This window comes from Aciduricibacillus chroicocephali (genome assembly GCF_030762805.1).
In the GTDB taxonomy this organism is placed as follows: Bacteria; Bacillota; Bacilli; order Bacillales; family Amphibacillaceae; genus Aciduricibacillus; species Aciduricibacillus chroicocephali.
Genome location: NZ_CP129113.1, coordinates 239,889 through 262,991, shown reverse-complemented (window position 1 = coordinate 262,991; position 23,103 = coordinate 239,889). Strand labels below are relative to the sequence as shown.

The window sequence follows — 23,103 nt, the reverse complement described above, 5'->3', positions numbered from 1 at the left end:
TATCAGAGACAGGAGCAGAATATTATGTATTTAAGGAAAAGTTTATGTAAAGACCATTAAACTTAATATTGAACCCTGCACCTCCAATTATCTTTATTACTAACGAATTTCTGCAAATTCCCTCTGTCCTGTCACTTAATCATCAAGTCGGGACCAGCTGTTTTCTTCGATTTCAAAGTTAAAAACCCGCCTTCCCCAATGGAAGGCGGGTCGTATTAGAATTTAATCATCCGAGTGCAGCAGTTCAAGGGCTTCATTGAACTCTCTGTCGATCTCTGGATTTTCCTTATGCGTCAGTAAGCTGACAACAATTGTGACAATGAGGTTCAGTGCAAAGCCCGGAACAATCTCATAAAGGCTATCCTTAAGAATATCAACATTTCCCCAAACGATTACAGTAACGGCTCCTACAATCATGCCCGATAGCGCTCCAATGGAAGTAATTTTTCTCCAATAAAGCGAGAGCAGTATTGTCGGACCGAATGCTGCCCCGAAGCCAGCCCAAGCAAAGCTTACAAGTGCCAGAATTGTATCGTTCTGTTTCCAGGCAAGGGCCATCGCAATTATAGATACAACAAGAATGGCAATCCGGCCAAGGAATACATATGTCTTCTCTGAGGATTTACTTTTCTGAACCGTTTTGTACAAATCCTCGATTAAGGCAGATGAAGTAACAATCAGCTGCGAGGATATTGTGCTCATAATTGCTGCAAGGACGGCTGCCAGCAATACTCCAGCAATGAATGGATGGAAAATGATCTGCCCAAGTGCGATAAAGACAGCTTCTTTATCGACTAGTTTGGCACCAGTGTTTTGCTGATAATAGGCTATACCGACAAGGGCGGTACCAATTGCTCCAGCAAGGCTGAGAATCATCCAACCAATTCCAATTCTCCGTGCTTGCTTCGTTTCTTTAACCGTTTTAATCGCCATAAATCGTACGATGATATGCGGCTGACCGAAATAGCCGAGCCCCCATGCAAGAGCAGAGATTACGCCTGCAACAGTTGCGCCCTTTACAAGACTAAGCGCATGAGGATTCACTTCCTTTATTGATTCTACCGTACCGGAAAAACCACCAGTTATAAAGAAACCAAAAAGCGGTACACAGATTAGCGCAAGGAACATGATCAGCCCCTGGACGAAATCCGTATAGCTCACAGCAAGGAAACCGCCAAACAGCGTGTAGGCAATAACAACTGCGGCTACAATCAGCAGCCCGACATGATAGCTCATGCCGAACGAGCTTTGGAAGAATACGCCTCCAGCAACCATGCCTGATGATACATAAAATGTGAAGAACACAAGAATAATCAGTGCAGTAATAATGCGCAACAGCCGGGAATTCCCTTTGAAACGGCTGTCCAAATAACTTGGAATCGTAATGGAATTATTGGAAACTTGCGTATAAGCTCGGAGTCTCGGTGCAACGAAAATCCAGTTCAAATAAGCTCCAATGGTTAAGCCAATTGCAATCCACGCTTCTACGAGACCTGAAGCGAAAATGGCACCCGGCAGCCCCATGAGCAGCCAGCCCGACATATCAGAAGCACCAGCACTTAGAGCAGTAACCGCAGGACCAAGCGAACGCCCTCCGAGCATATAATCCGTCAAGTTGTTGACACGCCGGTAAGCATACCAGCCGATCCACAGCATACCCGCAAGATAAATCAAGATTGCTATCAGTTGATACCCATGATCGGACATCGTCTTCCCCCTTTGCAATTTTATAATTCATCATTATAACATAAGGGCAATTCGGAAAAATGGTGCACATATGCCTTATTAATTTGAAGGTGAAGAAAATTCCCCCATATGTTAAATACCTAGAAAGAGAGAACATAGGAATTCATTTGATTTTTAAAAAAACAGGCTCTAATTTTGAAATAGGCTTAATCCCCGTTCATTTATATTCTTTTTAATATATCTTCAGGCATCAATTTTATTTGGAATATTTAATGTACCAATCATACTCCGAGTCAAGACTCATACCCATATGTTCGTATAAACCTTTAGCTCGGTGATTATCTGGACTTGTTTGCAACGTAACATAACTACCACCGTTCTCCTCACATAAATTAAAGACCCTATTCAATATTGCCTTTCCGACCCCGCCTCCTCGATAGGATGGTTCGACAAACAGATCATTCAGTATATAGGCACGCTTCATAGATATAGAAGAAAAAATAGGATAAATTTGTACAAACCCGACTGCCTGTTCTTGCTCGTATGCCAGGAAAATGATTGATTCACCATTTTCTATTCGTTCTTTTAAAAACGTTTCAGCACCCAAAAGGTCATTTTCCTTACCATAAAATTTTCGATATTCATTAAATAGCTCAGCTGCTTCTTTTAAAGAATCTAAACTAACTTCTTTTATCTTCATAAAAAATCCCCCTGTTTGGAACAAGCTTGCCAGCAAGCTTAATATGCTTTATATTATGCTCAAAAACTGACATTTCAAAAAGGTACAATTTGGACTAAAACTACATGTCAGATTGGAGAGAGATGAAAACACTACTATTTTCACTTACCGAGACAGAAGCAAAACATAGACAGATATATGAACAAATTCGAAATAGAATTGAGAACGGACAACTTGTTGAAGATTCCCAACTCCCTTCAATACGCCAATTGGCAGATCTTCTTGAAGTGAGCCGCAATACGACACTCCAGGCTTATGAACAGCTGGCAGCAGAGGGTTATATAAGGAGTGAGCCTAAAAGGGGTTATTATGTTCAGAAGTTCATACCTATTTATCTCAAACAAGAGGCTCATAAACAGACCGTACAAGAATTAGCCGAAGAGAAATATTCAATTGATTTTCGAACAGGCATCATAGACCAAACAGCTTTCCCTTTAAATAGATGGCGCCAATGTGCAAATAAGGTACTGAATGAAGACATGATTTATGGCTATGGAGAGCCTTTTGGCGACAAATTTCTTCGCGAGCAACTAGCAGAGTATTTGATGCGGTCTCGAGGCGTCTTTACTACATCTGAAGCGATTATTATTGGCAGTAGTACACAGTCGCTTCTGATGCAATTAAGCATTTTGTTAAAAGAGGATTATAAAAGTTTAGCAGTTGAGGAGCCTGGATACGATGGAGCATCATATGTATTCGAACTTCAAGGTTTCACTATTGAGCCAGTAAAAATTTCTCCAATCGGAATTTCCTTGGACGAGCTTGCCAAAGCTCGCTCCAGACTTCTCTATCTAACACCGTCGCATCAATTCCCAACCGGAGCTACGATACCGATTCCTGAGCGTCAGCAATTAATTAAATGGGCCAAGGAACACCAAGCATATATTATTGAAGATGATTACGACAGTGAGTTCATGTACCAGCATCAGCCAGTTCCAGCTTTATCATCATTTGATTCTGAAGGAAGGGTCATCTATATTAGCACGTTTTCCAAAGCCTTTCTGCCTGCAATTCGAATCAGCTATATGATCCTGCCTCCTTCCCTTATTGAAGTATACAAAAAGAAAATGTTTCAACTGGAACAGAGCGCCTCCATGTTACATCAAAGAGCGCTGGCTCGATTCATGAAAGAAGGTTATTGGGATTCTCATTTAAGAAAAATGAGAGCAAGATATAAAGCGAAAATGGCTGCTTTAATTGAAACATTACGTCAAACATTCGACGAACGACTCAACATTATTGGTCAACAAGCAGGCTTATATATTATCGTGCAGGTCAACACGAACTTGGATGAGACGACATTAATACAGAAAGCAAAGGATTATAGTGTCAAAGTGTATTCCACAAAACCTTACTTTAAAGGCCCTTATCCGGATAAGCCTCTGTTTCAATTGGGTTTTGCTAATTTATCTATTGAACAAATCATTGAAGGAGTTACAAAACTTTCAAAAGCTTGGCATGAGTTATAAACAAATCCTTTAAAAACTCCTATACGACCTGAATCCTTCTTGTATTTAAACATAAGAAAACACCCTATAAAGTTAGATTAGTGACTCTAACTTTTAGGGTGAAGTACATACACTGTACTTTGCTAGGATTTTCACTAAAAGCTCTTGTTACAAAGAAAACTCTATTCTCAATTAATTCTCCTTGAACAAATTGTAATAAGAGGACATCCCGAACAAATCGGTTTCTTACGACAATGCACTTTTGCATGCTCAACAAGCACAGCATGGTATTCATTGAACATATAGACGCTTTCAGGAAGTTCTGCTTCTACCATAAGACGAAAAGAATCATAGGAAGTAGGCATGTCGAAGCCAATTCGATAGAAAATCCTTCTTGCATATGCATCAACAATGAATACAGGCTTATCAAAAGCGTACAAGAGCATATCATCGGCGGTCTCCCGCCCGATTCCATGAATGGAAAGCAATTCATTACGCAAGTTATTTAGCGGCCACTTCTTCAATTCCTCAACATTACAGTCATGCTTAAGAAACCATTCTACAAAGGCCTTGACCCTTTTTGCCTTCATATTGAAAAAACCGCTTGACCTGATTAGCTCTGCCAGCTTCTCAGTTGGCATAGATTGAATCGTATTCGCATCCAAATAAGGCTTCAGCTTTTCCATCGCTTTGTCAACGTTCGTCCAGCTCGTATTCTGAACGAGAATTGCACCAATCATCATTTCAAAATCAGTCTCCGCCGGCCACCATGACTGCGGCCCATAAAAGGAAAAAAGTTTATTGTATATTTCTAAATAGGACGGAATGTTCACCCCTCCTCCGCCAAAATTTAATATGTTTTAACACTCTAAATATCAGACCAAGACATATACCATTCCAAAATAATACCTTTTAACTCACATTAGAAAATAACTTCGAAGACTCCGTGTATTCATCTATTCTCAGTGTCATCTTTATCAAAAAACACAATATCACACTCTATCTCTTTATCTATCTTCAACAATGCGTAGGAAAAGTAAGGAAGCCGCCGTTTGTCGGTTGGAGAGCCCGGATTGATCAGCAGTGTCTTACCTGCGTAACGAATCATTGGAATATGAGAATGTCCAAAAATGATAATATCCACTTCTTCATCTCTAAACGCTTCCTCCACCCGTTTCTCTGTTGTTTTCTTATCACCATGGCCATGAACAATACCGATTTTCCTGCCTGCTACTTCTACTATATCCTTTTCTGGAATAAGATTTTTGATTTCTTCACTATCAGCATTCCCCCATACTCCCAGTACTTCAGCATATTGAGACAGTTCAGTATGTACTTGCGTTGATTGCCAGTCTCCCGCATGAATAATTAGATCAGCATCCGTACATGCCCTTAGCAACCGATCAGGAAGCCTTCTTTTCTTACTGTTCTCTTTGATATGCGTATCAGCAGTTACAACAATTTTCATCCTGTTTCTCTCCTTTCAAAAAGAAGGCATGTACAGCGCTTCCTCACTGCACATGCCCTGAACTTTATCTCTCATACACTTTTTTACCATCAATCCAGGTGCTAAGCACATGGATATTCTTTATTTCTATTGGATCTATCACTGTCGGGTTCTGATCTAGAACTGCGAAATCTGCCAACTTACCTGTCTCAATGCTTCCGATTTCATCTTCCTGGAAATTCAGCTTAGCTCCATAAATGGTCATCGATTTCAACGCTGTAACTACATCAATGCGCTGATCTGGTCCCAGTATGCGTCCTTCATCTGTCAGACGATTCACTGCAGCCCACACTGAGAACAATGGAGATATCGGGGTAACCGGACAATCAGAATGCAATGTAAAGAGGACATTGGCATCAACAGCATCTTTCAGGGGATCCAGCCGTTTGGCACGATTCGGACCAAGGAAGATTTTCTCATGCCGCTCTCCCCAATAGTACACATGATTGATGAAAAATGAACCTGCTACACCGAGCTTGGACATTTTCTGAATATCTTCCTCTGTCGCTGTTTGAACATGTTCAATTCGATGCAAATGATGCTGTTTTGGCTCTTTCTTCAATGCATATTCATAGCCTTCCAGAATCGAACCGATAGCTCTGTCCCCATTACCATGAATGGCAATGCGGAAACCGTTCTTATGGAAGTAAAGAATTTTCTCGTTGAAGGCGTCCTGCTTATGAAACAATTCTCCACAAATCTCCGGACGGGCATAATAAGGCTCTCTCAGCGCTCCAGTATACCCTTGAATAGAGCCATCCTGAAAAAGCTTAACACTATCAAGACGAGCTCGGCCACCTGAATGTTCTTTTATATAATCATCCATTTTCTTGGCGTCGAATTCGGCATATGGCCCTTCTTCTTCAAATGCGGTATGCATGACCATCAACTGAGCGCGCATCGGATTGATACCTTTTCTTGATGCTGCCAAATAAAGCTCGAGCTCACCTTTAGGGTCATTCAGCATTCCGATTGCTGCCTCCGTATTTGTGGTGATGCCTTGAGACAGATATTCTTCAGCTGCCTTTCCTACCGATTCAAGCAGTTGTTCAGGGGATGCCTGTTCTCTGTTCTGAACTACTCTGGAAATAGCATCCTTTTCATATAAGACACCATTCAGTCGACCTTCTGAGTCTCTTCCAAAGCGTCCCATTTCCGTATCCTCGATGCTCTCATCAATCCCTGCCAGTTCAAGAGCTTTTGAATTCGCAACCCCGAGGTGTCCGGAAATGTGAGAAATAAAAACAGGATGATTTGGGACTGCCGCGTCAATCTCAGAACGTGTCACATGTCGTGCTTCTTCCAATGCTGTATCGTCGTAGCCGAACCCAAAAATCCATTCTCCTTCTTCCTTCTCTTTCGCTTTTCGAGAAACTTTATTCAGCAGATCATCAATATTTTTAACTAGTGGCGGGCCACACTGGACGAAATTCATTACCTGAGCATAGCCAAGAAGATGATTGTGCGTATCGATGAAGCCCGGAATCATTGTTTTGCCCTGCAGATCAATTACTTCTGTTTTATCAGTTAGCAATTCTTTAGGCGGCTCCGGTTCGCTCCAAAGCCCGATAATCTTGCCATCGTTTACAGCTACCGATCCAGCGACTGTGTTCTGTTCATCCAACGTTAGGATCGTTCCGTTTTTAAAAATCAAGTCAGCTATTTTCATAAGCATCTCACTTCCAATCAAAAAATCCAGCAGTCATTGACTGCATCCGCAACTATTTCCTTTTTTTACCGAACTAAAACATATTGTAATGAAAAGGGTGCCCCCTTTTTAAAGGAAAGCACCGAAGGCTTACTAAATATGCCGCTTTGTCTGTACGTCATTTTCAACGATAATTTTTCCTCGTTTCACAACATATAGGGCAGCCGGCTGGTCTTGAATAACATCAGACAACTTCGTCGAGTCAAAAATATTAAAATCAGCATTTTTACCTGGAGCAAGTCCATAACTGTCTTCCATTCCCAATAATTTGGCCGCATTGTACGTAATCAGCTCTAAAACTTTTCTTTGCTGCTCAGCAGACCCCATGAATTGTGTCTCTGCAAGCAGATACCCAATTAGCAATAGATTGCCGTTCCCGAATGGAGTAAAGGCGTTACGTATATTATTAGAGGAAAATGCCACATTAACGCCATGCTCAAGCAACTTCCCTACCGGTGCCATGCCGCGACGGATATTTTTCTCATCGTTTCTTCCATTCAGATATACGTCAGTTGCAGGTAATGGCACGATCGTTATCCCTGCCTCTGCTATTTTGTCAAACAAGACTTCAGCATCTTTAGGATTCATAGATCCTAACGTTGTAACATGGCCAAGCGCGACTTTTCCTTGCATGCCTCGTTCAACCGTCATTTCACAGATTGTCTCCGTGAGCAAGTAACGCGGATCTTCCAAGTTGTCCGCAAAGTCCACATGCAGGTCGAGCGGCAAGTCATATTTCTCAGCAAGGTCAAAAACAGCTTCCAAATGACGTTTTGAGTCCTCTAATGATTCCTCATTATATGGGCAGCCCCCAACGACATCAGCTCCTTTACGAAGCCCTTCTTCCATTCGCTCCAATGTTCCAGGAGATTTGAAAATTCCTTCTTGTGGGAAGACGACGATTTGGAGATCAAGAACCTCTTTATATTTTTTCTTCAGCTCAAGCAGTACTTCGACACCGAGAAGTTCCTCAATATGGTCAACATCAGGATGAGCACGCATAATGGTCGTCCCATGCCGAAGAACCCACTGAATGACTTTTTCCGCTCTCTCCTTCACATCTCCATATGTATAATCAGCCTTCAGCTCTCCCGTATTCTTGATGGCCTCCTCAAGAGTCCCGGATTCGTTCGGCTTCCGCTCTTCAAGGAAAGCTTTGTCCGGATGAATATGACATTCTATTAATGTTGGCAAAATGACCTTACCTTTCGCATCTATAACCGTATCCGGTTCCTTTTCCACTGAAAGGTTTACCCCTACCTTCTCAATCTTTCCATCACGAATATATAAATCTTCCAATTCTCTATCATCGGCAAGCCGTCCATTACGGATTAGCATCATACTCATGAACCTCTCTCCTTTCGTTGCAATAATTATTCCCCCTTAAGAATATCTGCACACCTCTTATAAAAAGGAGCGGAAAGATATCGCTTATGAAACAGTTTTGCTAAAATTGTAAAAAATGCTCAAAAAGGTGCTGAACCATTATGAAATCGATCTGGTTAAGATACAAGAACGCCTCATTTCTAATAAAAACGTCCATTGCTTTCATTCTTGGTATTGTTGCCGGCCTTATCTTTCAAGAAGATGCTGCAATTTTCAAACCAGCTGGGACACTACTCATCCACCTGCTAAGCTTCGTCGCGATTCCAGTCATCTTCCTGACCGTCGTGCTGGCAGTTAATCAAATGGATCTCGCACGGCTTGGAAAAATGGGCGGTAAACTAATCCTCTATTATATGGCAACAACTGCAGCTGCCGTCCTAATCGGTTTGGCATTTGCGCTTTGGATTAATCCTGGAAACGGGCTCAAATTACCTGATGTACATGTAGAAAAACCTGCCACCCCACATGTTTCAGAGATTTTGCTGAAGATCGTTCCTGAGAACATTTTCCAAGCCTTCACTTCCGGAGATTTGATGGCAATCATGTTCGTAGCTATCGTCGTAGGTATTGCATTATCCTCAATGAAATACTCAAAAGATAGTCAAATGGAGAAATATGGCGAGCTGCTTAATAATGTGTTTCAGGCACTGAACAAGATGTTTTATAAGATTCTTGAAGGTGTGCTCCTCTATGCACCGATTGGAATCTTCGCAATCAGCGCCACTGCGTTTGGTGCTCAAGGCTGGGGAACAATCATATCCTTGCTGAAATTCGTTGGCGTCTTCTATTTGGGCATTATTGTTCTCTGGACAGTAGTCTATATGTCTTTCCTAAAAGCGGCAGGCTTCTCGCCATTGCATTTCCTCAGAGATACACGGGACGCTTATGGTACAGCATTCTTCACTTCTAGCAGTATTGCTGCACTGCCAATTGCAATAAAAGCAGCTAAAAATGCTGGTGTTTCCGAAACGACAGCCAATTTTTCACTTCCGCTTGGAGCAGTATTCAATTCAGATGGCGGTGCATTGCGAATGGGTGTCTCAATTGTATTTGCTGCTAATATTACGAACCTCAATCTCTCTTTCTCGGACTTTGTAACGATTGTCTTAATTGGTACTATACTCTCTGTTGGCGCAGCTGGAGTACCTGCTGCAGGATTGGTCACACTTTCTGCTGTTCTATCGGTATTTGGACTGCCTCTGGAAATTGTTGCACTCATTGCCGGCATTGATGCCTTAATTGGCATGGGTGGAACAGCATCCAATGTTATGGGAGACGTAGTAGGAGCAGCAGTTATTGATAAACCGCGCAAGAAGCTCTCAGCATAGAAATACCCGGTTGTCTCGAGAGGCAACCGGGTTTGTTTATTCAGAAATGACGTTTGCATCTATATGCTGATGCTCACTTTCAAACTGAATGGTCACATGTTCGATATGCTTCTCCGCCAACACTTGTTCGACCTGACGCAAAATCTTGTCCCCTTCTTCTATCTTCTTATCCCCGTCGATGACAAGATGACAGGAGAGTGCCCTCTGCTCATCGGTAATTGCCCATATGTGCAAATGATGCAAATCAATGACTCCCGGCACCTCCCTAATCGTCTTAATGACGCTATCAACTTCCACATCTCTAGGAACCCCTTCCATCAGAACTTGCAAGGAATCTCTCAAAACACGCCAAGCACTCACAAGGACAAGTATGGCAACGATCACACTTGCAATCGGATCTGCAAGACTCCAGCCGAAAAGCTTGATCAGAACAGCCGCTATAATTGCTCCAACAGAGCCAAGCAGATCACCAATGACATGCAGAAACGCCGCACGCAAATTGAGATTGCCATGTGTATCTCCTCCACTATGCATGATAAAGGCGACAGTAATATTCACTATCAGGCCGATTACTGCGATTATTAGCATGCCTGTTGAGCTGATTTCCGGTGGGCTGCCGAACCGGCGAATTGCTTCATAAAAGATATAGATGGAGACGACTGCAAGCGTAATACCATTGAACAAAGCCGCAAGTATTTCAAAACGTTTGTAGCCATAAGTTTTACTATGGTCAGCCGCTTTTTCTCCGATTTTAAAGGCTGCTACTCCTATGCCAAGCGATACAGTATCACTTAGCATATGTCCAGCATCTGAGAGCAACGCGAGACTGTTCGTCAGCCAGCCTCCGATTGCTTCAATAATCATGAAACCACCTGTAATGAGGAAGCTGATCAACAATGCCTTTTTATTGTCGCCATGACTATGTTCATGTCCCAAGTTCAGCCCTCCTTCTAAAAAATCCTCATGGAGAGTCATTCCCGCTTTTTACTTAATTGACCCGATTGATGATGAAAATGCGGGACAAAACGTTTCCACGCTCGACGTGCACTTTCCTGCTTTCTCATTTTCCTCAAAGCTTTATATGTTATGCGGCCTGTTCCTCTTCCTCCAGGAACAGAGTTCTCCTTATACACAAGGAATGACTTCGGATGTGTAACAATCTGATCCGGATGCACACTTCTATGTCCAATTACAATATAAGCTGCCATAGAGGATGTCACTGCATAAATCGCATTAATCCCGCTAAACAGTTCCAAACCCATGAAAGCAGCAGCAATTGGGGCATTAGATGCAGAGGCGACACCGGCGACCAAACCAATTGCAGCGCCAAATGCAGGATGAATGCCGAACAATTGGGCCAAGGAACTGCCTGAGAGAGCACCGATAATAAATAGCGGTGTCACGACTCCTCCGTAAAATCCGGAACCTAATGTGATTGCTACTAGCAATATTTTAATAAATGGCTCATAGAACTTCGCCTGTTCTCCTTGCAATGTGTCTTGCAGCATAGGCATTCCAAGGCTGAAATAATCTGTTGGAATCAATAGGATCAGCAACGCAAGCACAGTTCCTCCAATCATCGGCATGAGCGGTTGCCAAATATGAAAACGATGCTTCAAGTATTCAAAAAGCATGCCGATCTCTTCAAATACTTCAATGAAAATCCATGCAACAAGACCGCATACAATACCAATGGTTAGCACTTTCCAAGCAATGTCTTCATTCAGCCTATAAGACTGCTCTATTGGAAAGAAGTGAAACGGAACATGCCATACTTTACTCACTTCAACTGAAGCAATACTCGCGACAACAGCCGGAAAAATGTATTCATAACGAAGCTTGCCAGATGAGATGACTTCCACTCCGTAGAATGCGGCAGCAATCGGTATACCAAAGACACCTGCGAAACCGGCCGCCATTCCCGAGACGACAATCTGCTTTTGCAACTGCTCTCTCAAGCCGAACCGGTTACCGAGCCACGATGCGATAATTGCTCCCATTTGTGAACATGGTCCAGTTTTCCCCGCCGATCCACCGGAAGCCAATGTAATAAGAGCAGCAACCGGTCGGAAAAACAGTGCACTATAAGGCATCTGTCCTCCCTGTTTATGTATGGAAGTAATAACAGAATCACTGCGTTTCTCTTTCACTTTTTCATATCCATAGTAAATGAGCAAACCATTAGCCAAACCACCAATTGGAAGTATTATTGCCAATATCCATAGTGGCGTCTCTGTCCTTGCTCCGATCAAAAAAGCGAGAATATGCAAGAAAAGACTTGTCGCAGTTCCGACAACAAGCCCTGTGACCACTGCTAATAAAATCCAGCGTGCAAGCATAGCCAACATGATGAAAGGTTCCTTATATGTATAGTCTGACAAGAATCTCCCCCCTTATTTGTGCGTATAAATTATGTGCCCGAAGCCAAACTATCAGCAAGATTGTTCAAGGAGATGAAAAAATGGGCATCCTCGATGGTAATCCGAAAGACGAACCACTACATTACGGTGAAGTGTTCAGCATGTGGTCCTATATGGCAGGTGGTCAAGGAATTCATGTTCTTTACCAAACCCTTGCAAATCATGCAGGTGACGAAGATTTGAAGAAACTGCTTCACGATATTGTTAACAAATCAGCAAGCCAAATTAAACAAGTTGCTCTAGTTCTCAAAGAAAATGGCGTGGCACTTCCTCCAAGTCCGCCTGAACCACCGACAGCCAATCTGGAAGATATCCCTGCAGGCGCGCGCATCATGGATCAGGAAATCTGTGCAATCATCGGTGCAGATACCGCTGCCGGCTTAATGAGCTGCAGTCAGATCATGGGTATGTGCATCCGTGAAGATATCGCAAAAATGTTCGGTCAGTTCCATATGGAAAAAGCTATGATTGGCGAACAAACTTTGCACCTGAGTAAGGAAAAAGGGTGGCTTATTCCACCGCCACTTCATAACGCACGTCCAGAAAACGCATAAAAAACCAAAAAGAACGGCAACCTTAAAGGTTCCGTTCTTTTTGTATTTCCTCTATTCATAAAGTCAAAACTCAGACCTTCCATCCAATTGCAAACCATTCTGGACGAATTTCACTACCCTTTCCAGCCAGGCAAGATCAATGCGCATCTGGTTATGCGTGTAATCTGTTATCAGATGAACTGAAGGCGGGGTTTTATCCTTTATATTATTCCAGACTTCATCATAATGGGTGATCTTTTCCTTCAGCTTATTCACGACTTCTTCAAGCATATAAGCAGACTTATCGAGATCTGTATGCTTAAGAAAGATTACAGAAGAATAGATGGAGCGGATGCCCTTAAAATTAGTGAAACTCTCATAAATCTTTTCTTTCAGGACATCCTTACCTTTATCCGTAATTCCATAAACCGTTCTTTCTGGACGGTTCTCCTCTCGCACTACTTCAATCTTTTCAATACACCCTTTTTTGAGAAGCGACTCGAAATTATAGTAGAGCTTTCCGTCATTTATTTCAGAGACCTCATCCATTTTGTTCTTTTTGAAAATCTTTTTTAAGTCGTATGGATGATGATGTCCTTCGGAAAGCACACCGAGAATAAATATTTGAAGCGAAATTTTGCACGCCTCCTTCAGCAATCAGTGTAAGTTGATCATTCCTATAGTTTCAATTTTACACTACTTGCGAGTTGGCTGCACTGGCATCCGGCTTGGCTGCCTGCTTATTTGGCAACAACTGGTGGATGAGTGCGACCAGACCAAATGAAACGAGTGCAATCAATGCAAGTTTCAGCAGATGTTCGGCCACGCCTCCGCCGCCATACATCATACTGTAATCAGCTTGGACACTGTAGAACATGATGGATACATAGCTAAATGCCTTGAACATACCCGGCATCATTGCTGTTGTCATCATTGCTCCACTAGCAATTGTCTGGACAAGCATGATTGGCAGGTTGACGTACATTGCGTGTGAGCGGAATAGCAAGGCAAAGATAGACATGAATTCAATTGCTGCAAACATTTCAATGGAGTGAGTAAGCCATACTTTGACAAACACACCTCCATCAAATCCACCAGTGATTGCATAGTAAACAAGTACGCCAATGGCTGGTGAAATGAGTGACACAAGCACACTCATTACATGGATTGACCAGAATGACTTCCATTTACCGAAATGCTGTTTCACACCTAGAAGGACATTCCCTGTCACCATGGAGAAAATCATTGCTCCAATATACGAAACCATTGTCAGGAAGAATGGTGCCATCTGATTATTCAAACCATCCGGTACAGTTGCGGTACGATGGATATTCGGCTGCAATTTATTCGGAAGTTCAGCTGCAAGCTGCTTCGCCTGATCAGCTGGCATATGAAGACTTGCGAGTGTACCTTCAGTACCCTTGATGCCAAGCTCCTTATTGACAGAGGTGGTCATTTCAGTTGCAACTTGTTCCATTGATTGAGCGACAAGTGGTGGGTTCGCTTCATTTACATAGAAGTCGAGCTCACTTTTTTTACCTTGTTTTTTCAAACTATCCATAAAACCTTCAGGCATTGAGATGACAAGATGGACATCTCGATTGTTGAGCTTTTCCTTCGCCTCTTTCAGAGATGATTCTTCAACTGTTTTAAAAGGAAGTTCACCTTTAATGCCATCAATCATTGACTGGCCAGCTTTCCCGTCCTGATTAACAATTGCCACTTCTAATTTGTCTATATTCTTCGGTACCGCTCCATATCCATACATGAAAATAGCGATAAACATGATCTGATAGAAAAACGCCATGATAATCGCATTGCGGATTGCCGGTATCTTGATGAGTCTCTTGAATGTCTGCAAATTTAACAACCCTTTCTTCTTTAATTGAATTACTTTAATTAGAGTAACGAAAAGAAATTATACTCGTCAGATATACAAACGTCAATATAAATTCAAGGTCACTTATTTGGGAATATGCACATATATACGAGAAAGCAACATATCAGAGGTTGGCTCAAAATTTTACTGAAGTCCAATCCCCCAAATAGTGCCAAGCTGTATTGGACTCACTTGCGGTGGTATAATGATGAAAACTGCAAAACAGAGGATGAATACGATCCATGGCAAATGAATGGAGAATTAATGAACAAGATGAACTTTTAAAGTTCCTTTATAAAGCACTTTCCGGCAAGAGCCGTAACTCGGTAAAGTCGATACTCAGTCGTGGCCAAGTAGTTCTAAACGGTAAAGTGACGACACAGTTTAATGAAAAGCTGCAACCGGGAGACAAGGTACAAATTAAAAATCGTGTCGTACCAGAAGATGTCAAGCTCCGCGGAGTTGAAATTGTCTATGAAGATGAAGATCTCATGGTCGTCGAGAAAGCTGCCGGACTGTTGACAATTGCAACTGATACAGAGAAGCAGGCAACCGCTTATCGTGAGCTGACTTATTACCTCAGAAGAACCCAACCAAAGCGCCAGCTGTTTATCGTTCACCGTCTTGATCGAGATACATCAGGTCTGCTTATCTTTGCAAAGAATAAAGAAACACAACAAGCACTACAAAATGCCTGGAAAGAAAACGTTAAAGAGCGCACATACTTGGCCCTTGTCGAAGGTCATGTTGCCAAAGACGGTACAATCAGTTCATGGCTTACAGAGGGCAAAGGGCCTGCCCATAAAATGCATTCCAGCCAGAAGGATAACGGCGGGAAAAAGGCGATTACACATTATAAAGTCGCAAAGGCATCCCGTGATATGTCTCTGCTGGAAGTAAATCTGGAAACCGGACGTAAGAATCAGATTCGTGTTCATATGCAGGATATTGGTCATCCAGTCGTAGGCGACAAGAAGTATGGCGCACGACTCAATCCGCTTCGCCGGCTTGGTTTACACGCCTATGCGATCAGCTTTGTCCATCCGAAAACAGGCAAGACATTGCGCTTCGAATCTGATGTTCCAAAAGACTTCCTTAAAATGTTCTTTGGATAAAAGATAATAAATAAAAGAAGCTGCTCCATCGGTCGCAAAAGACCGATGGAGCAGCTTCTTTTCACTATGTATGCAACTACACTTTCTTTACAAATTCCGACTTCAGCTGCATCGGACCGAATCCCGGTATTTTGCAGTCGATATCGTGGTCACCTTCCACAAGACGAATATTTTTCACTTTCGTTCCAATCTTTAGAACGGAAGAGCTTCCTTTTACTTTAAGGTCCTTAATGACTGTGACTGTATCTCCATCCTGAAGCATGTTGCCATTAGCATCTTTCACATATGTACTTTCAGATTCTGCCGCCTCACCAGACCATTCATGAGCACATTCCGGACAGACAAACAGTCCGCGGTCTTCATAGGCATAATCAGAATTGCAGGATGGACAACTTGGAATACCTGACATATTCTCGCCCCTTCCAATAAGCTATGTATTTCATCTCATTATATAGAAGTTTCTGCAAATTGCCAGGAAACCTTGTGAATTCAGGGGTTCTGTCACTTTATTCGGGTATCATAACAACTTTAAAACGTTCGCAGACGACGAGCATATCTTCATTGAATACCAAGCCATTTGCTTCAAGTTCTTTTTTAAAAAATGATTCATGAACAGATCGCCAATATGCTAACGAACGGTCACCTTCCCCTTCCAAATATGCATGCTCTTCTGTAACTTCATGAAATGGCATGACTTGCACATTTGTCGTTTCGATAACAGCAACTGCTTTCCCTTGGCCATCCAGAATGATATTAATTAGACCTGGCACAGGAAGCGGCTCCTGTTCAATTTCGTAGAGTGCATGGTTTGAAGCAGTGGCAGTTTTAGTGCCCTCCACTACAAGCCTTGCCAAATCATCTGCCATCGCTGGCGAGTCACCAAATCCCCAAGCCTCATATGATTCAGGCGCATCTAGATAATTCTCTTTGTAAGCTGACCAAAGTGCAACAACTGATTTATTCTCCATAACTTTTACCCACTTTCTCTATTTACTTTATCAGATCCTTAGTTTTCTTAATTTCAGCAAACTCATTGCACAAGGATGCTAAAGCATTTTCATGAACCACTTCAGCCGAGAAAAACTGACCCTTGTGGTTCATGAGTGGAAAAGCAGCTGTCGCATCTTCGACTACAATTGTAGCGAATCCTAGATTACCGCTCATCCTGGCAGTTGTGGAAACACAATGAGGGGTTGTCAGGCCGACAATAATATTCTTTTCAATTGAATGTTCTCTAAGATAGACTTCAAGGTCTGTTCCGATGAATGCGCTATTCACATGTTTCTGCACAATCTTTTCATGAGGCAGCGGCTGAGCGAACTGTTTAAAAGCAACCCCTGGCTTAGCAGGGTGGAGTGGAGAACATTCCTCTTTAGAAAGATGTTGCGCATGAATAATCAGCCAGTCCTGCTCTCTTCCATAAGCCAGCAGTTGAGCAATGTTTTCTTCCGCATGCAAATTGTTTCTTGTTCCCCACTTCGGATCATCGAATCCTTGCTGTACATCAACGAGAATTAATGCCTTTTCATTAGTCATCGATACTCTCTCCTGCCCCAAGCACTGCATCAAGTATCCGATTAACATGAATGGCCGTCGTATTTAATGCAGGAACGTCGAGATCACTCTCTTTAATCATAAGAGGCAACTCGGTACATCCAAGAATGATCCCTTCTGCCTTCTGTTCAGCGACCATCTTACGAATGATTTTCAGGAATCTGGACTTTGTCTCTTCTTTGACTATCCCTTGTTCCAATTCATCAACAATCTTGCGATGAATATAATCCTGGTCTTCTTTACTAGGAACAATGATTTCCTGATTGTTTTTTGAAAATGCATTCTCATAGAAATCACTTGCCATTGTAAAACCTGTGCCAATCAAACCGACTTTCTGTAGTCCCAATTCCTTCGCTTTTGCAGAAGCCGCCTGAATCATGCTAATGAGCGGAATGGAAACCCTCTTCTCAACTTCTTCAAAAACAATATGTGCAGTATTTGCAGAGAGGACCGCAAAATCAACTCCCGCACGCTCCAAAGATTGAATCGCTTCAACAAGATAGTCAACTAGCTCGGACTTTTCATCCTCTTCCAGTAAATTAAAAATTTTGTACATATTAATACTGTTAATTACCAACTCAGGCAAGTCTTCTTTACTGCCAATCCGATTTTGATATTCGGCGATGATGGACTGGTAATAGTCCACCGTCGCCTCTGGTCCTGTTCCGCCAATGATACCTACTTTCCTCATAATAACCCTCCATATTTAACCAATTATAACATTTAAATTACTTCTGCTTGTTCATAGACCAAATTGAATAATTCAAAGCAAGTGCAAAACCTACCCAACCCAGATATGGAGTCATCATAAGCCCTGCGAGTCGATCTTCCTCATAAAATTTCCACATTGTCATAAGAATTGCTCCAAGAAGAATCGTCATCTCTATAAGCGCAGTTCCCCGTAAGTTCCATTTGAAGAAAAGGAATGACCATAGAAAATTCAAACCTAGCTGGGTGTTGTATACAAGAAGACTTTCTGACTTGGCATTCATCTGTTCCGCCTTCTCCGCAATTCGATATCGCGCCAATCCCATTTTTGTGTAGAGTCCTGTCCAGACAACAGGAAATACTGACGGTGGCGGGGAGAATGCAGGCTTCTCAAGTTTTGCATAATCCTGCTTTGAATCCTTATTGGCTAACCAACCGACGAGTGCCCCTCCAGCTACAGGCACGAGTACGCTAAGAGCCAATTTCTTACCGTTCAGTTTTCCATTCACCTTGAAGATTTCCATAGTATCGCCTCCTGAATTTAACATTCCCTGAAATTGTACAAAACAGGCTAGACACATTTTCTGCAAATGTTATGGATTAGTTTGGACATAGTATTTAGAGAAAAGTACAGGAGGTGATCTGATTGGCCAATAAGAATAATGAAAGAAATGAAAAAATCAATGTGGAATTAGGCGGCATGGGGCTTTACGGTACAACTTCCGACAAGGAAATTGCAGGGTATAAAGCAACAGGAGATATTGAAAACGCAGGTCAGATTGATAAATTCGAAAAGATCGACAAACACAAACAGGCTAGAGCATCATTCCTTGATGAAGACAAACAGGACTAAAATAAAACGAACCTCATGCCGTATGGCATGAGGTTCGTCCTCTTTTTCTTTAGCTTGCTTCTTTCACCAAATGCTTAAACAGCCTTAGCATATCATCTCGCTCATCTGCCATTCGTTCCGGATGCCATTGCACCCCTACGATGGAGCAGTCTCCTTCTTTCTCAATTCCTTCTATAATTCCGTCTTTTGATTTTGCTGTCACTTTGAACCCGGCTGCGACATCTTTGATTGCTTGGTGATGGAATGAATTCGTCCTAACTTCCTCACCAAAGATACCATGAAGCCAGGAACCCTTTTCAACAAAAACAGTATGACTCTCATCTCCCGGACGTCCTGATCCTTGTTGGTGTTTAAGCGTATGCTCAGGAGCATATTCGAGATCTTGATAAAGGGTTCCTCCGTATGCAATATTCATGATTTGAATTCCACGACAGATTGCGAAAACGGGTTTCTCCAGTTCAATAACAGCTTTCACAAGGGCAATTTCAAATTCATCACGTTCCGGAAAAATTGCACCTTGATTCTCAAGCGGCTCTTCTCCATATTCAAGAGGGTTGATATCAACCCCGCCTGACAGAAGCAGGCCGTCAATTTCTTCTGCATGCTGCTTGATTATTTCTTCATCTCTTGTTACTGGTAGAACAATCGGCACGCCGCCGGCAGCTTCAACAGCTTTTACGTAGTCCTCATAGACAAAAGTCTGCCTGTGTCCTGGAAAATTGCTCGCCTCTTCTACTCCAATATCTGCGGAGACACCTATGATCGGTTTTTTCTCAGCCATGTCTTCCCCTCCATTTTACAATTCATTATAGAGAACAATTTCCCGGCTCTCGTGCAGTTAAAACAAATCAGCTTCTTACAAGCATACCGATTCTCTGAATTCCTTCTTCCAGCCTATTGAGCGCATCATAGGCAAAAGAAATCCGAAAATACTGGCCGTCACGCTCAGCATAAATGCTCCCTGGGTTCAGCAGGACACCACTTGCATACGCCTTCTGGAATAATTTGCCTACCCGGAATTCTGGTCGAAGCCGGACACGAATGAAAAATCCTCCAGCAGGTATGTCCCAATCAGCAAATTGACCGAGATGCTTCTCCAAGTATTTTAAGACTATATTACGACGCTCTCTTAATTCCTTTCTCACACTCTCAATATGTGTGTCATATGCTCCGCTTGAAAGCCATTTCGCAGCAACTTGCTGGCTAAGTGAGCTTGATCCATAGTCAGATTGCATTTTCAAATCAGCAAGGCGAGCAATGACTGCTTCGGGTCCCACGAGCCAACCGATTCGCAAGCCTGGGCTCAGGCTTTTTGACAAACTTCCGAGATAAAGAACGTTGCCGTGACGATCCATCGTTTTTAATGGCAGCGGAGGCGGCGTATCAATCCAAAGATCACGATAAACATCATCTTCAATTATTGGCAGCCGTTCGTGCTCACAGGCTTTGATAATTTGCATTCTTCGATTATTCGTCATAAGAACACCTGTCGGATTATGGAAGGAAGGGATTGTGTAAAGAACATTTTTGCCGTGCTCATTCATTTGTTTGAGTGCTTCTGGCTTTAAACCTTCACGATCCATTGGCAACCCGCATAAATTCATGCCAGCCGATTGAAAGACAGAAAGCGAGTATAAATAAGACGGCTGTTCAAGCATTACATCTGCGCCCTTTTGCAGCAATCCAATTGAGATAAGATGCAATGCCTGAAGGGCTCCGGACACTATAAGTATGGAAGATGGCGACACTTTCATCCCTCGATTTTCCAAGTAATTGCTGACTGCCTCACGTAGAGACGGATTTCCCTTTGGCTCTTCATAACCAAATGGCTCCAGTTGTTCGGACACTTCACGCATAATTAATTTCATTTGTTCTAAGGGAAAAATATTTGGAGAAAGCTCACCCTTACTTAATTGGATGAGACCTGAATCAGATTCGGCATCGTTAATTTTCTGAACCGTCGACATACTTGCCTCGTGTATACCTTTTGAAACACTATCACCCCAATTTGCCATGGCCTCTTTCCCCATAAGTGTCCAAGTGTTGTTCGTAACGACTGTCCCTTTTCCCGGAATGCCTGTAACGAGTCCATCAGCCATCAGTTCATCAAGAGCTGTAATGACAGTACTTCGATTTACATTGAACATCTTTGCGAGCATTCTTTGGCTTGGAATTGGACTGCCGATTGTCCACTCTCCGTTGGAAATTTTACTTTTTATATAAATGATGATTTGCATATATTTTGGCTGTTTCAACGAACAATTCTCCTCATACTGGTTGGTTTTTCCACCGTTTACTGGTTGGAGACATTTTAGCAAACCCACGCTAATATGGAAATCAACAAATCGACTGGCTGGTATTGAGAGGAGTGTAACCCAACTATGAAAATGACCAAGCTGAAAATTTTCTCCGCACATTTCTTTACTATTTTGTTCTGGGGATCTGCATTTCCCGGGATTCGACATGCCCTCTCTGCCTACTCACCTGAACATCTTTCTCTCCTTAGATTGCTTATCGGATCAAGTATTCTACTCATCGTCTCTTTGTTCGTTAAAACTCCAATACCACGGCTTAAAGATTTACCTGTCATTATGCTGCTAGGCTTTCTAGCTTTTACCGTCTATCATATCGGACTAAATATTGGGGAACAGACTGTTAGTGCTGGAATTGCAAGTCTTCTCGTTTCCATGACTCCTATTTTCACAGCAATTCTTGCGTTTGCTTTCCATAAAGTGAAGCTTCCAATTCACGGCTGGTTTGGCGCGCTTGTTTCATTCATCGGGGTTATCGTAATTACGATTGGTGGGGGTAATGGAGGAACTGCACTACACATTGGTATTATGTTTATACTCATTGCCTCAATAGCAGAGTGCTTCTATTTTGTATTTCAGAATCGCTATCTTGAACGTTATGGTTTCTTTCCATTTACAATGTATACGATTTGGGCTGGGACGATTTCCATGCTGATCTTCTCGCCAGGCTTATTCGCTGAAATAGCAAAAGCTCCGTTTGATGCTACACTGACAGTCGTTTATCTCGGCATTTTTCCGACAGTGGTTCCGTACTTCGCCCTTGCTTATGTCACATCCAAAACCGGTGCCACCGAAGCTACGAGCTCACTCTATCTGACACCAGCCATTTCCTATTTCATCGCCTGGATCTTCCTTGGCGAAACTCCGAGTATATATCAAATTGGCGGCAGTATGATCGTACTAACTGGCGTATTTATTACAAATATAAAGACTGTAAAACGGAAAAAAGGAAAGCTTACTAGTATCGCTGAAATCTAGCGAATTTGCTGAATCTAGAAGAAGGGGAGGCAGCGACACAACAAAATTGCTTATGTAAAAAACGAAGAATGCATCAGTTAACATCTAGGCACCGGTTGCATCCCCGCCGGAGTAAGCGACGGAAAAGGCAGCTTGAACAGATGTCGCACTATGGCCTTGGGTGAAAGCGAGCATTCTTTTCGCAGTGGCGGCTTATCCCCAAGTGTTTTTGAGAACTTATACTCTATAAAGAAAAAACCCGAACTAAAGCAATTTTATTCTTTGCATTAGTTCGAGTTTTTTATAGGCTAAAACACTTCTGTCCCAGCCTCCTTATTTATTAATCATCGGCACCGTCTTCATCAATTTCCAGTTCTTTCACTTCAGATTTGGCATTCAATTTTATTTCAGCTTGGAGACCTTCCAATGCACCGCTATAGTCTTCGGCATCAATACGGAAGTTGCCTGCCTTCTTGAAAGTCTCTTGCTTACCATTCTGTTCTGCGGTTACTTCCTGTTCTGTAATCTTAATGATTATGCCTTCAGTTTCAATCGATTTCTCGGCTTCAATTTTGTATGCATAATCTCCATTTGCATCAATTTCAACAAGAGAACCTTTTGAGATTTTTTTCAAACTGCTCTTTTTTAATTTTGTATTCTTATCGATTTTAAAAGTCTTGCTTCCTTGGAATGGAACATCGACTGTAATGCTGTCTTTAGAAATTCCAGTGACTTTACCTTCGATTTCAATATGTCTTTTGGCGTTCTGTTTGGCGTTTGCTTTCTTGCCCGTATAAATATCACCTGTTTTGTATTCATTTTGTGTAGCGTAATTCTGATATGCTTTTGTTCCTTCACTCAATTCACCTGTTAAAGCAAACGCTCCAATTCCAAGCGCCAAGGCTGTTGTCGGCAACAAGATTTTTGTCCGTTTTTTCATCTGAATCCCTCCAAAATGATTTGTTGAATT

24 protein-coding genes are annotated in these 23,103 nt (G+C 42.3%); 6 read left to right on the top strand and 18 right to left on the bottom strand.

The annotated features are described in order from the left end of the window. Positions 1-222 precede the first annotated feature (222 nt). Complete coding sequence (gene putP, locus QR721_RS01450) at positions 223-1,707, bottom strand: sodium/proline symporter PutP (RefSeq protein ID WP_348028459.1); 1,485 nt, start codon at positions 1,705-1,707, stop codon at positions 223-225. A gap of 235 nt (positions 1,708-1,942) precedes the next feature. Next, a complete protein-coding gene (locus QR721_RS01445) occupies positions 1,943-2,386 on the bottom strand; it encodes a GNAT family N-acetyltransferase (RefSeq protein ID WP_348028457.1) in 444 nt (147 codons plus the stop codon). A 104-nt stretch (positions 2,387-2,490) separates the two neighbouring features. Between QR721_RS01445 and pdxR (QR721_RS01440) the strand changes: the two genes are divergently transcribed. Continuing rightward, positions 2,491-3,894, top strand: a complete 1,404-nt coding sequence (gene pdxR / locus QR721_RS01440; RefSeq protein WP_348028455.1) for a MocR-like pyridoxine biosynthesis transcription factor PdxR — start codon at positions 2,491-2,493, stop codon at positions 3,892-3,894. A gap of 167 nt (positions 3,895-4,061) precedes the next feature. Here the strand turns inward: pdxR (QR721_RS01440) and QR721_RS01435 are convergent, their stop codons facing one another. The 4 genes from QR721_RS01435 to QR721_RS01420 form a co-directional block, all read right to left on the bottom strand. Next, on the bottom strand, positions 4,062-4,616 hold the full coding sequence (locus QR721_RS01435; protein WP_348028453.1) for an endonuclease III domain-containing protein: 555 nt from the start codon (positions 4,614-4,616) through the stop codon (positions 4,062-4,064). A 209-nt stretch (positions 4,617-4,825) separates the two neighbouring features. After that, on the bottom strand, positions 4,826-5,341 hold the full coding sequence (locus QR721_RS01430; protein ID WP_348028451.1) for a metallophosphoesterase family protein: 516 nt from the start codon (positions 5,339-5,341) through the stop codon (positions 4,826-4,828). A gap of 64 nt (positions 5,342-5,405) precedes the next feature. Next, on the bottom strand, positions 5,406-7,049 hold the full coding sequence (locus QR721_RS01425; protein WP_348028449.1) for an amidohydrolase: 1,644 nt from the start codon (positions 7,047-7,049) through the stop codon (positions 5,406-5,408). Positions 7,050-7,181: 132 nt separating this feature from the next. Then, positions 7,182-8,435, bottom strand: coding sequence for an amidohydrolase family protein (locus QR721_RS01420; RefSeq protein WP_348028447.1), 1,254 nt, complete (start codon positions 8,433-8,435; stop codon positions 7,182-7,184). Positions 8,436-8,575: 140 nt separating this feature from the next. On the opposite strand from QR721_RS01420, the gene QR721_RS01415 reads away from it, so the two are divergent. After that, the gene (locus QR721_RS01415) at positions 8,576-9,802 is read left to right on the top strand and encodes a dicarboxylate/amino acid:cation symporter (protein ID WP_348028445.1); all 1,227 of its coding nucleotides are present in this window, start codon (positions 8,576-8,578) and stop codon (positions 9,800-9,802) included. Positions 9,803-9,838: 36 nt separating this feature from the next. Here the strand turns inward: QR721_RS01415 and QR721_RS01410 are convergent, their stop codons facing one another. Further along, on the bottom strand, positions 9,839-10,777 hold the full coding sequence (locus QR721_RS01410) for a cation diffusion facilitator family transporter (protein WP_431189509.1): 939 nt from the start codon (positions 10,775-10,777) through the stop codon (positions 9,839-9,841). After that, positions 10,774-12,183 (bottom strand): chloride channel protein, encoded by a 1,410-nt coding sequence (locus QR721_RS01405; RefSeq protein WP_348028443.1) that lies wholly within the window; start codon positions 12,181-12,183, stop codon positions 10,774-10,776. Before QR721_RS01405 ends, QR721_RS01410 begins: the two co-directional genes overlap by 4 nt. Positions 12,184-12,263: 80 nt before the next feature. On the opposite strand from QR721_RS01405, the gene QR721_RS01400 reads away from it, so the two are divergent. Then, positions 12,264-12,776, top strand: coding sequence for a DUF3231 family protein (locus QR721_RS01400; protein WP_348028441.1), 513 nt, complete (start codon positions 12,264-12,266; stop codon positions 12,774-12,776). A 63-nt stretch (positions 12,777-12,839) separates the two neighbouring features. Here the strand turns inward: QR721_RS01400 and QR721_RS01395 are convergent, their stop codons facing one another. Both QR721_RS01395 and QR721_RS01390 read right to left on the bottom strand, forming a co-directional pair. Then, the gene (locus tag QR721_RS01395) at positions 12,840-13,364 is read right to left on the bottom strand and encodes a PadR family transcriptional regulator (protein ID WP_348029759.1); all 525 of its coding nucleotides are present in this window, start codon (positions 13,362-13,364) and stop codon (positions 12,840-12,842) included. 82 nt (positions 13,365-13,446) lie between these two features. Further along, positions 13,447-14,616, bottom strand: a complete 1,170-nt coding sequence (locus QR721_RS01390) for a YhgE/Pip domain-containing protein (protein WP_348028439.1) — start codon at positions 14,614-14,616, stop codon at positions 13,447-13,449. A 260-nt stretch (positions 14,617-14,876) separates the two neighbouring features. On the opposite strand from QR721_RS01390, the gene QR721_RS01385 reads away from it, so the two are divergent. Beyond that, complete coding sequence (locus tag QR721_RS01385) at positions 14,877-15,749, top strand: RluA family pseudouridine synthase (protein ID WP_348028437.1); 873 nt, start codon at positions 14,877-14,879, stop codon at positions 15,747-15,749. A 76-nt stretch (positions 15,750-15,825) separates the two neighbouring features. Here QR721_RS01385 and QR721_RS01380 read toward each other — a convergent pair whose 3' ends face one another. The 5 genes from QR721_RS01380 to QR721_RS01360 all read right to left on the bottom strand — a co-directional run bounded on the left by QR721_RS01380 (position 15,826) and on the right by QR721_RS01360 (position 18,535). Then, entirely contained in the window at positions 15,826-16,158 is a 333-nt protein-coding gene (locus tag QR721_RS01380; RefSeq protein WP_348028435.1) for a zinc ribbon domain-containing protein YjdM, read from the bottom strand. A gap of 97 nt (positions 16,159-16,255) precedes the next feature. Further along, positions 16,256-16,717, bottom strand: coding sequence for an ASCH domain-containing protein (locus QR721_RS01375; protein WP_348028433.1), 462 nt, complete (start codon positions 16,715-16,717; stop codon positions 16,256-16,258). Positions 16,718-16,739: 22 nt separating this feature from the next. Continuing rightward, a complete protein-coding gene (locus tag QR721_RS01370) occupies positions 16,740-17,285 on the bottom strand; it encodes a cysteine hydrolase family protein (RefSeq protein WP_348028431.1) in 546 nt (181 codons plus the stop codon). Continuing rightward, a complete protein-coding gene (locus QR721_RS01365; protein ID WP_348028429.1) occupies positions 17,278-17,994 on the bottom strand; it encodes an aspartate/glutamate racemase family protein in 717 nt (238 codons plus the stop codon). Before QR721_RS01365 ends, QR721_RS01370 begins: the two co-directional genes overlap by 8 nt. 37 nt (positions 17,995-18,031) lie before the next feature. Continuing rightward, positions 18,032-18,535: a TspO/MBR family protein gene (locus QR721_RS01360; RefSeq protein WP_348028427.1), complete on the bottom strand. Its 504-nt coding sequence runs from the start codon at positions 18,533-18,535 to the stop codon at positions 18,032-18,034. A gap of 122 nt (positions 18,536-18,657) precedes the next feature. On the opposite strand from QR721_RS01360, the gene QR721_RS01355 reads away from it, so the two are divergent. Further along, positions 18,658-18,864: a hypothetical protein gene (locus QR721_RS01355; protein ID WP_348028425.1), complete on the top strand. Its 207-nt coding sequence runs from the start codon at positions 18,658-18,660 to the stop codon at positions 18,862-18,864. Between the two features lie 49 nt (positions 18,865-18,913). Here QR721_RS01355 and QR721_RS01350 read toward each other — a convergent pair whose 3' ends face one another. Beyond that, entirely contained in the window at positions 18,914-19,645 is a 732-nt protein-coding gene (locus QR721_RS01350) for a gamma-glutamyl-gamma-aminobutyrate hydrolase family protein (RefSeq protein WP_348028423.1), read from the bottom strand. Positions 19,646-19,712: 67 nt separating this feature from the next. Further along, positions 19,713-21,101, bottom strand: coding sequence for a MocR-like pyridoxine biosynthesis transcription factor PdxR (gene pdxR / locus QR721_RS01345; RefSeq protein ID WP_348029758.1), 1,389 nt, complete (start codon positions 21,099-21,101; stop codon positions 19,713-19,715). A gap of 144 nt (positions 21,102-21,245) precedes the next feature. Here pdxR (QR721_RS01345) and QR721_RS01340 point away from each other — a divergent pair, with 144 nt between their 5' ends. Further along, positions 21,246-22,154, top strand: a complete 909-nt coding sequence (locus QR721_RS01340) for a DMT family transporter (protein ID WP_348028421.1) — start codon at positions 21,246-21,248, stop codon at positions 22,152-22,154. A gap of 319 nt (positions 22,155-22,473) precedes the next feature. Here QR721_RS01340 and QR721_RS01335 read toward each other — a convergent pair whose 3' ends face one another. Further along, positions 22,474-23,073 (bottom strand): DUF5666 domain-containing protein, encoded by a 600-nt coding sequence (locus QR721_RS01335; protein WP_348028419.1) that lies wholly within the window; start codon positions 23,071-23,073, stop codon positions 22,474-22,476. Positions 23,074-23,103 lie beyond the last annotated feature (30 nt).

Coding starts and splice junctions, on each gene's coding strand:
- QR721_RS01380 (WP_348028435.1), bottom strand. CDS start 16,158: ATGTCAGGTATTCCAAGTTGTCCATCCTGCAATTCTGATTATGCCTAT.
- pdxR (WP_348029758.1), bottom strand. CDS start 21,101: ATGCAAATCATCATTTATATAAAAAGTAAAATTTCCAACGGAGAGTGG.
- QR721_RS01365 (WP_348028429.1), bottom strand. CDS start 17,994: ATGAGGAAAGTAGGTATCATTGGCGGAACAGGACCAGAGGCGACGGTG.
- QR721_RS01375 (WP_348028433.1), bottom strand. CDS start 16,717: ATGGAGAATAAATCAGTTGTTGCACTTTGGTCAGCTTACAAAGAGAAT.
- QR721_RS01425 (WP_348028449.1), bottom strand. CDS start 7,049: ATGAAAATAGCTGACTTGATTTTTAAAAACGGAACGATCCTAACGTTG.
- QR721_RS01385 (WP_348028437.1), top strand. CDS start 14,877: ATGGCAAATGAATGGAGAATTAATGAACAAGATGAACTTTTAAAGTTC.
- QR721_RS01445 (WP_348028457.1), bottom strand. CDS start 2,386: ATGAAGATAAAAGAAGTTAGTTTAGATTCTTTAAAAGAAGCAGCTGAG.
- QR721_RS01400 (WP_348028441.1), top strand. CDS start 12,264: ATGGGCATCCTCGATGGTAATCCGAAAGACGAACCACTACATTACGGT.
- QR721_RS01420 (WP_348028447.1), bottom strand. CDS start 8,435: ATGAGTATGATGCTAATCCGTAATGGACGGCTTGCCGATGATAGAGAA.
- QR721_RS01350 (WP_348028423.1), bottom strand. CDS start 19,645: ATGGCTGAGAAAAAACCGATCATAGGTGTCTCCGCAGATATTGGAGTA.
- putP (WP_348028459.1), bottom strand. CDS start 1,707: ATGTCCGATCATGGGTATCAACTGATAGCAATCTTGATTTATCTTGCG.
- QR721_RS01335 (WP_348028419.1), bottom strand. CDS start 23,073: ATGAAAAAACGGACAAAAATCTTGTTGCCGACAACAGCCTTGGCGCTT.
- pdxR (WP_348028455.1), top strand. CDS start 2,491: ATGTCAGATTGGAGAGAGATGAAAACACTACTATTTTCACTTACCGAG.
- QR721_RS01340 (WP_348028421.1), top strand. CDS start 21,246: ATGAAAATGACCAAGCTGAAAATTTTCTCCGCACATTTCTTTACTATT.
- QR721_RS01435 (WP_348028453.1), bottom strand. CDS start 4,616: ATGATGATTGGTGCAATTCTCGTTCAGAATACGAGCTGGACGAACGTT.
- QR721_RS01370 (WP_348028431.1), bottom strand. CDS start 17,285: ATGACTAATGAAAAGGCATTAATTCTCGTTGATGTACAGCAAGGATTC.
- QR721_RS01430 (WP_348028451.1), bottom strand. CDS start 5,341: ATGAAAATTGTTGTAACTGCTGATACGCATATCAAAGAGAACAGTAAG.
- QR721_RS01415 (WP_348028445.1), top strand. CDS start 8,576: ATGAAATCGATCTGGTTAAGATACAAGAACGCCTCATTTCTAATAAAA.
- QR721_RS01410 (WP_431189509.1), bottom strand. CDS start 10,777: ATGACTCTCCATGAGGATTTTTTAGAAGGAGGGCTGAACTTGGGACAT.
- QR721_RS01360 (WP_348028427.1), bottom strand. CDS start 18,535: ATGGAAATCTTCAAGGTGAATGGAAAACTGAACGGTAAGAAATTGGCT.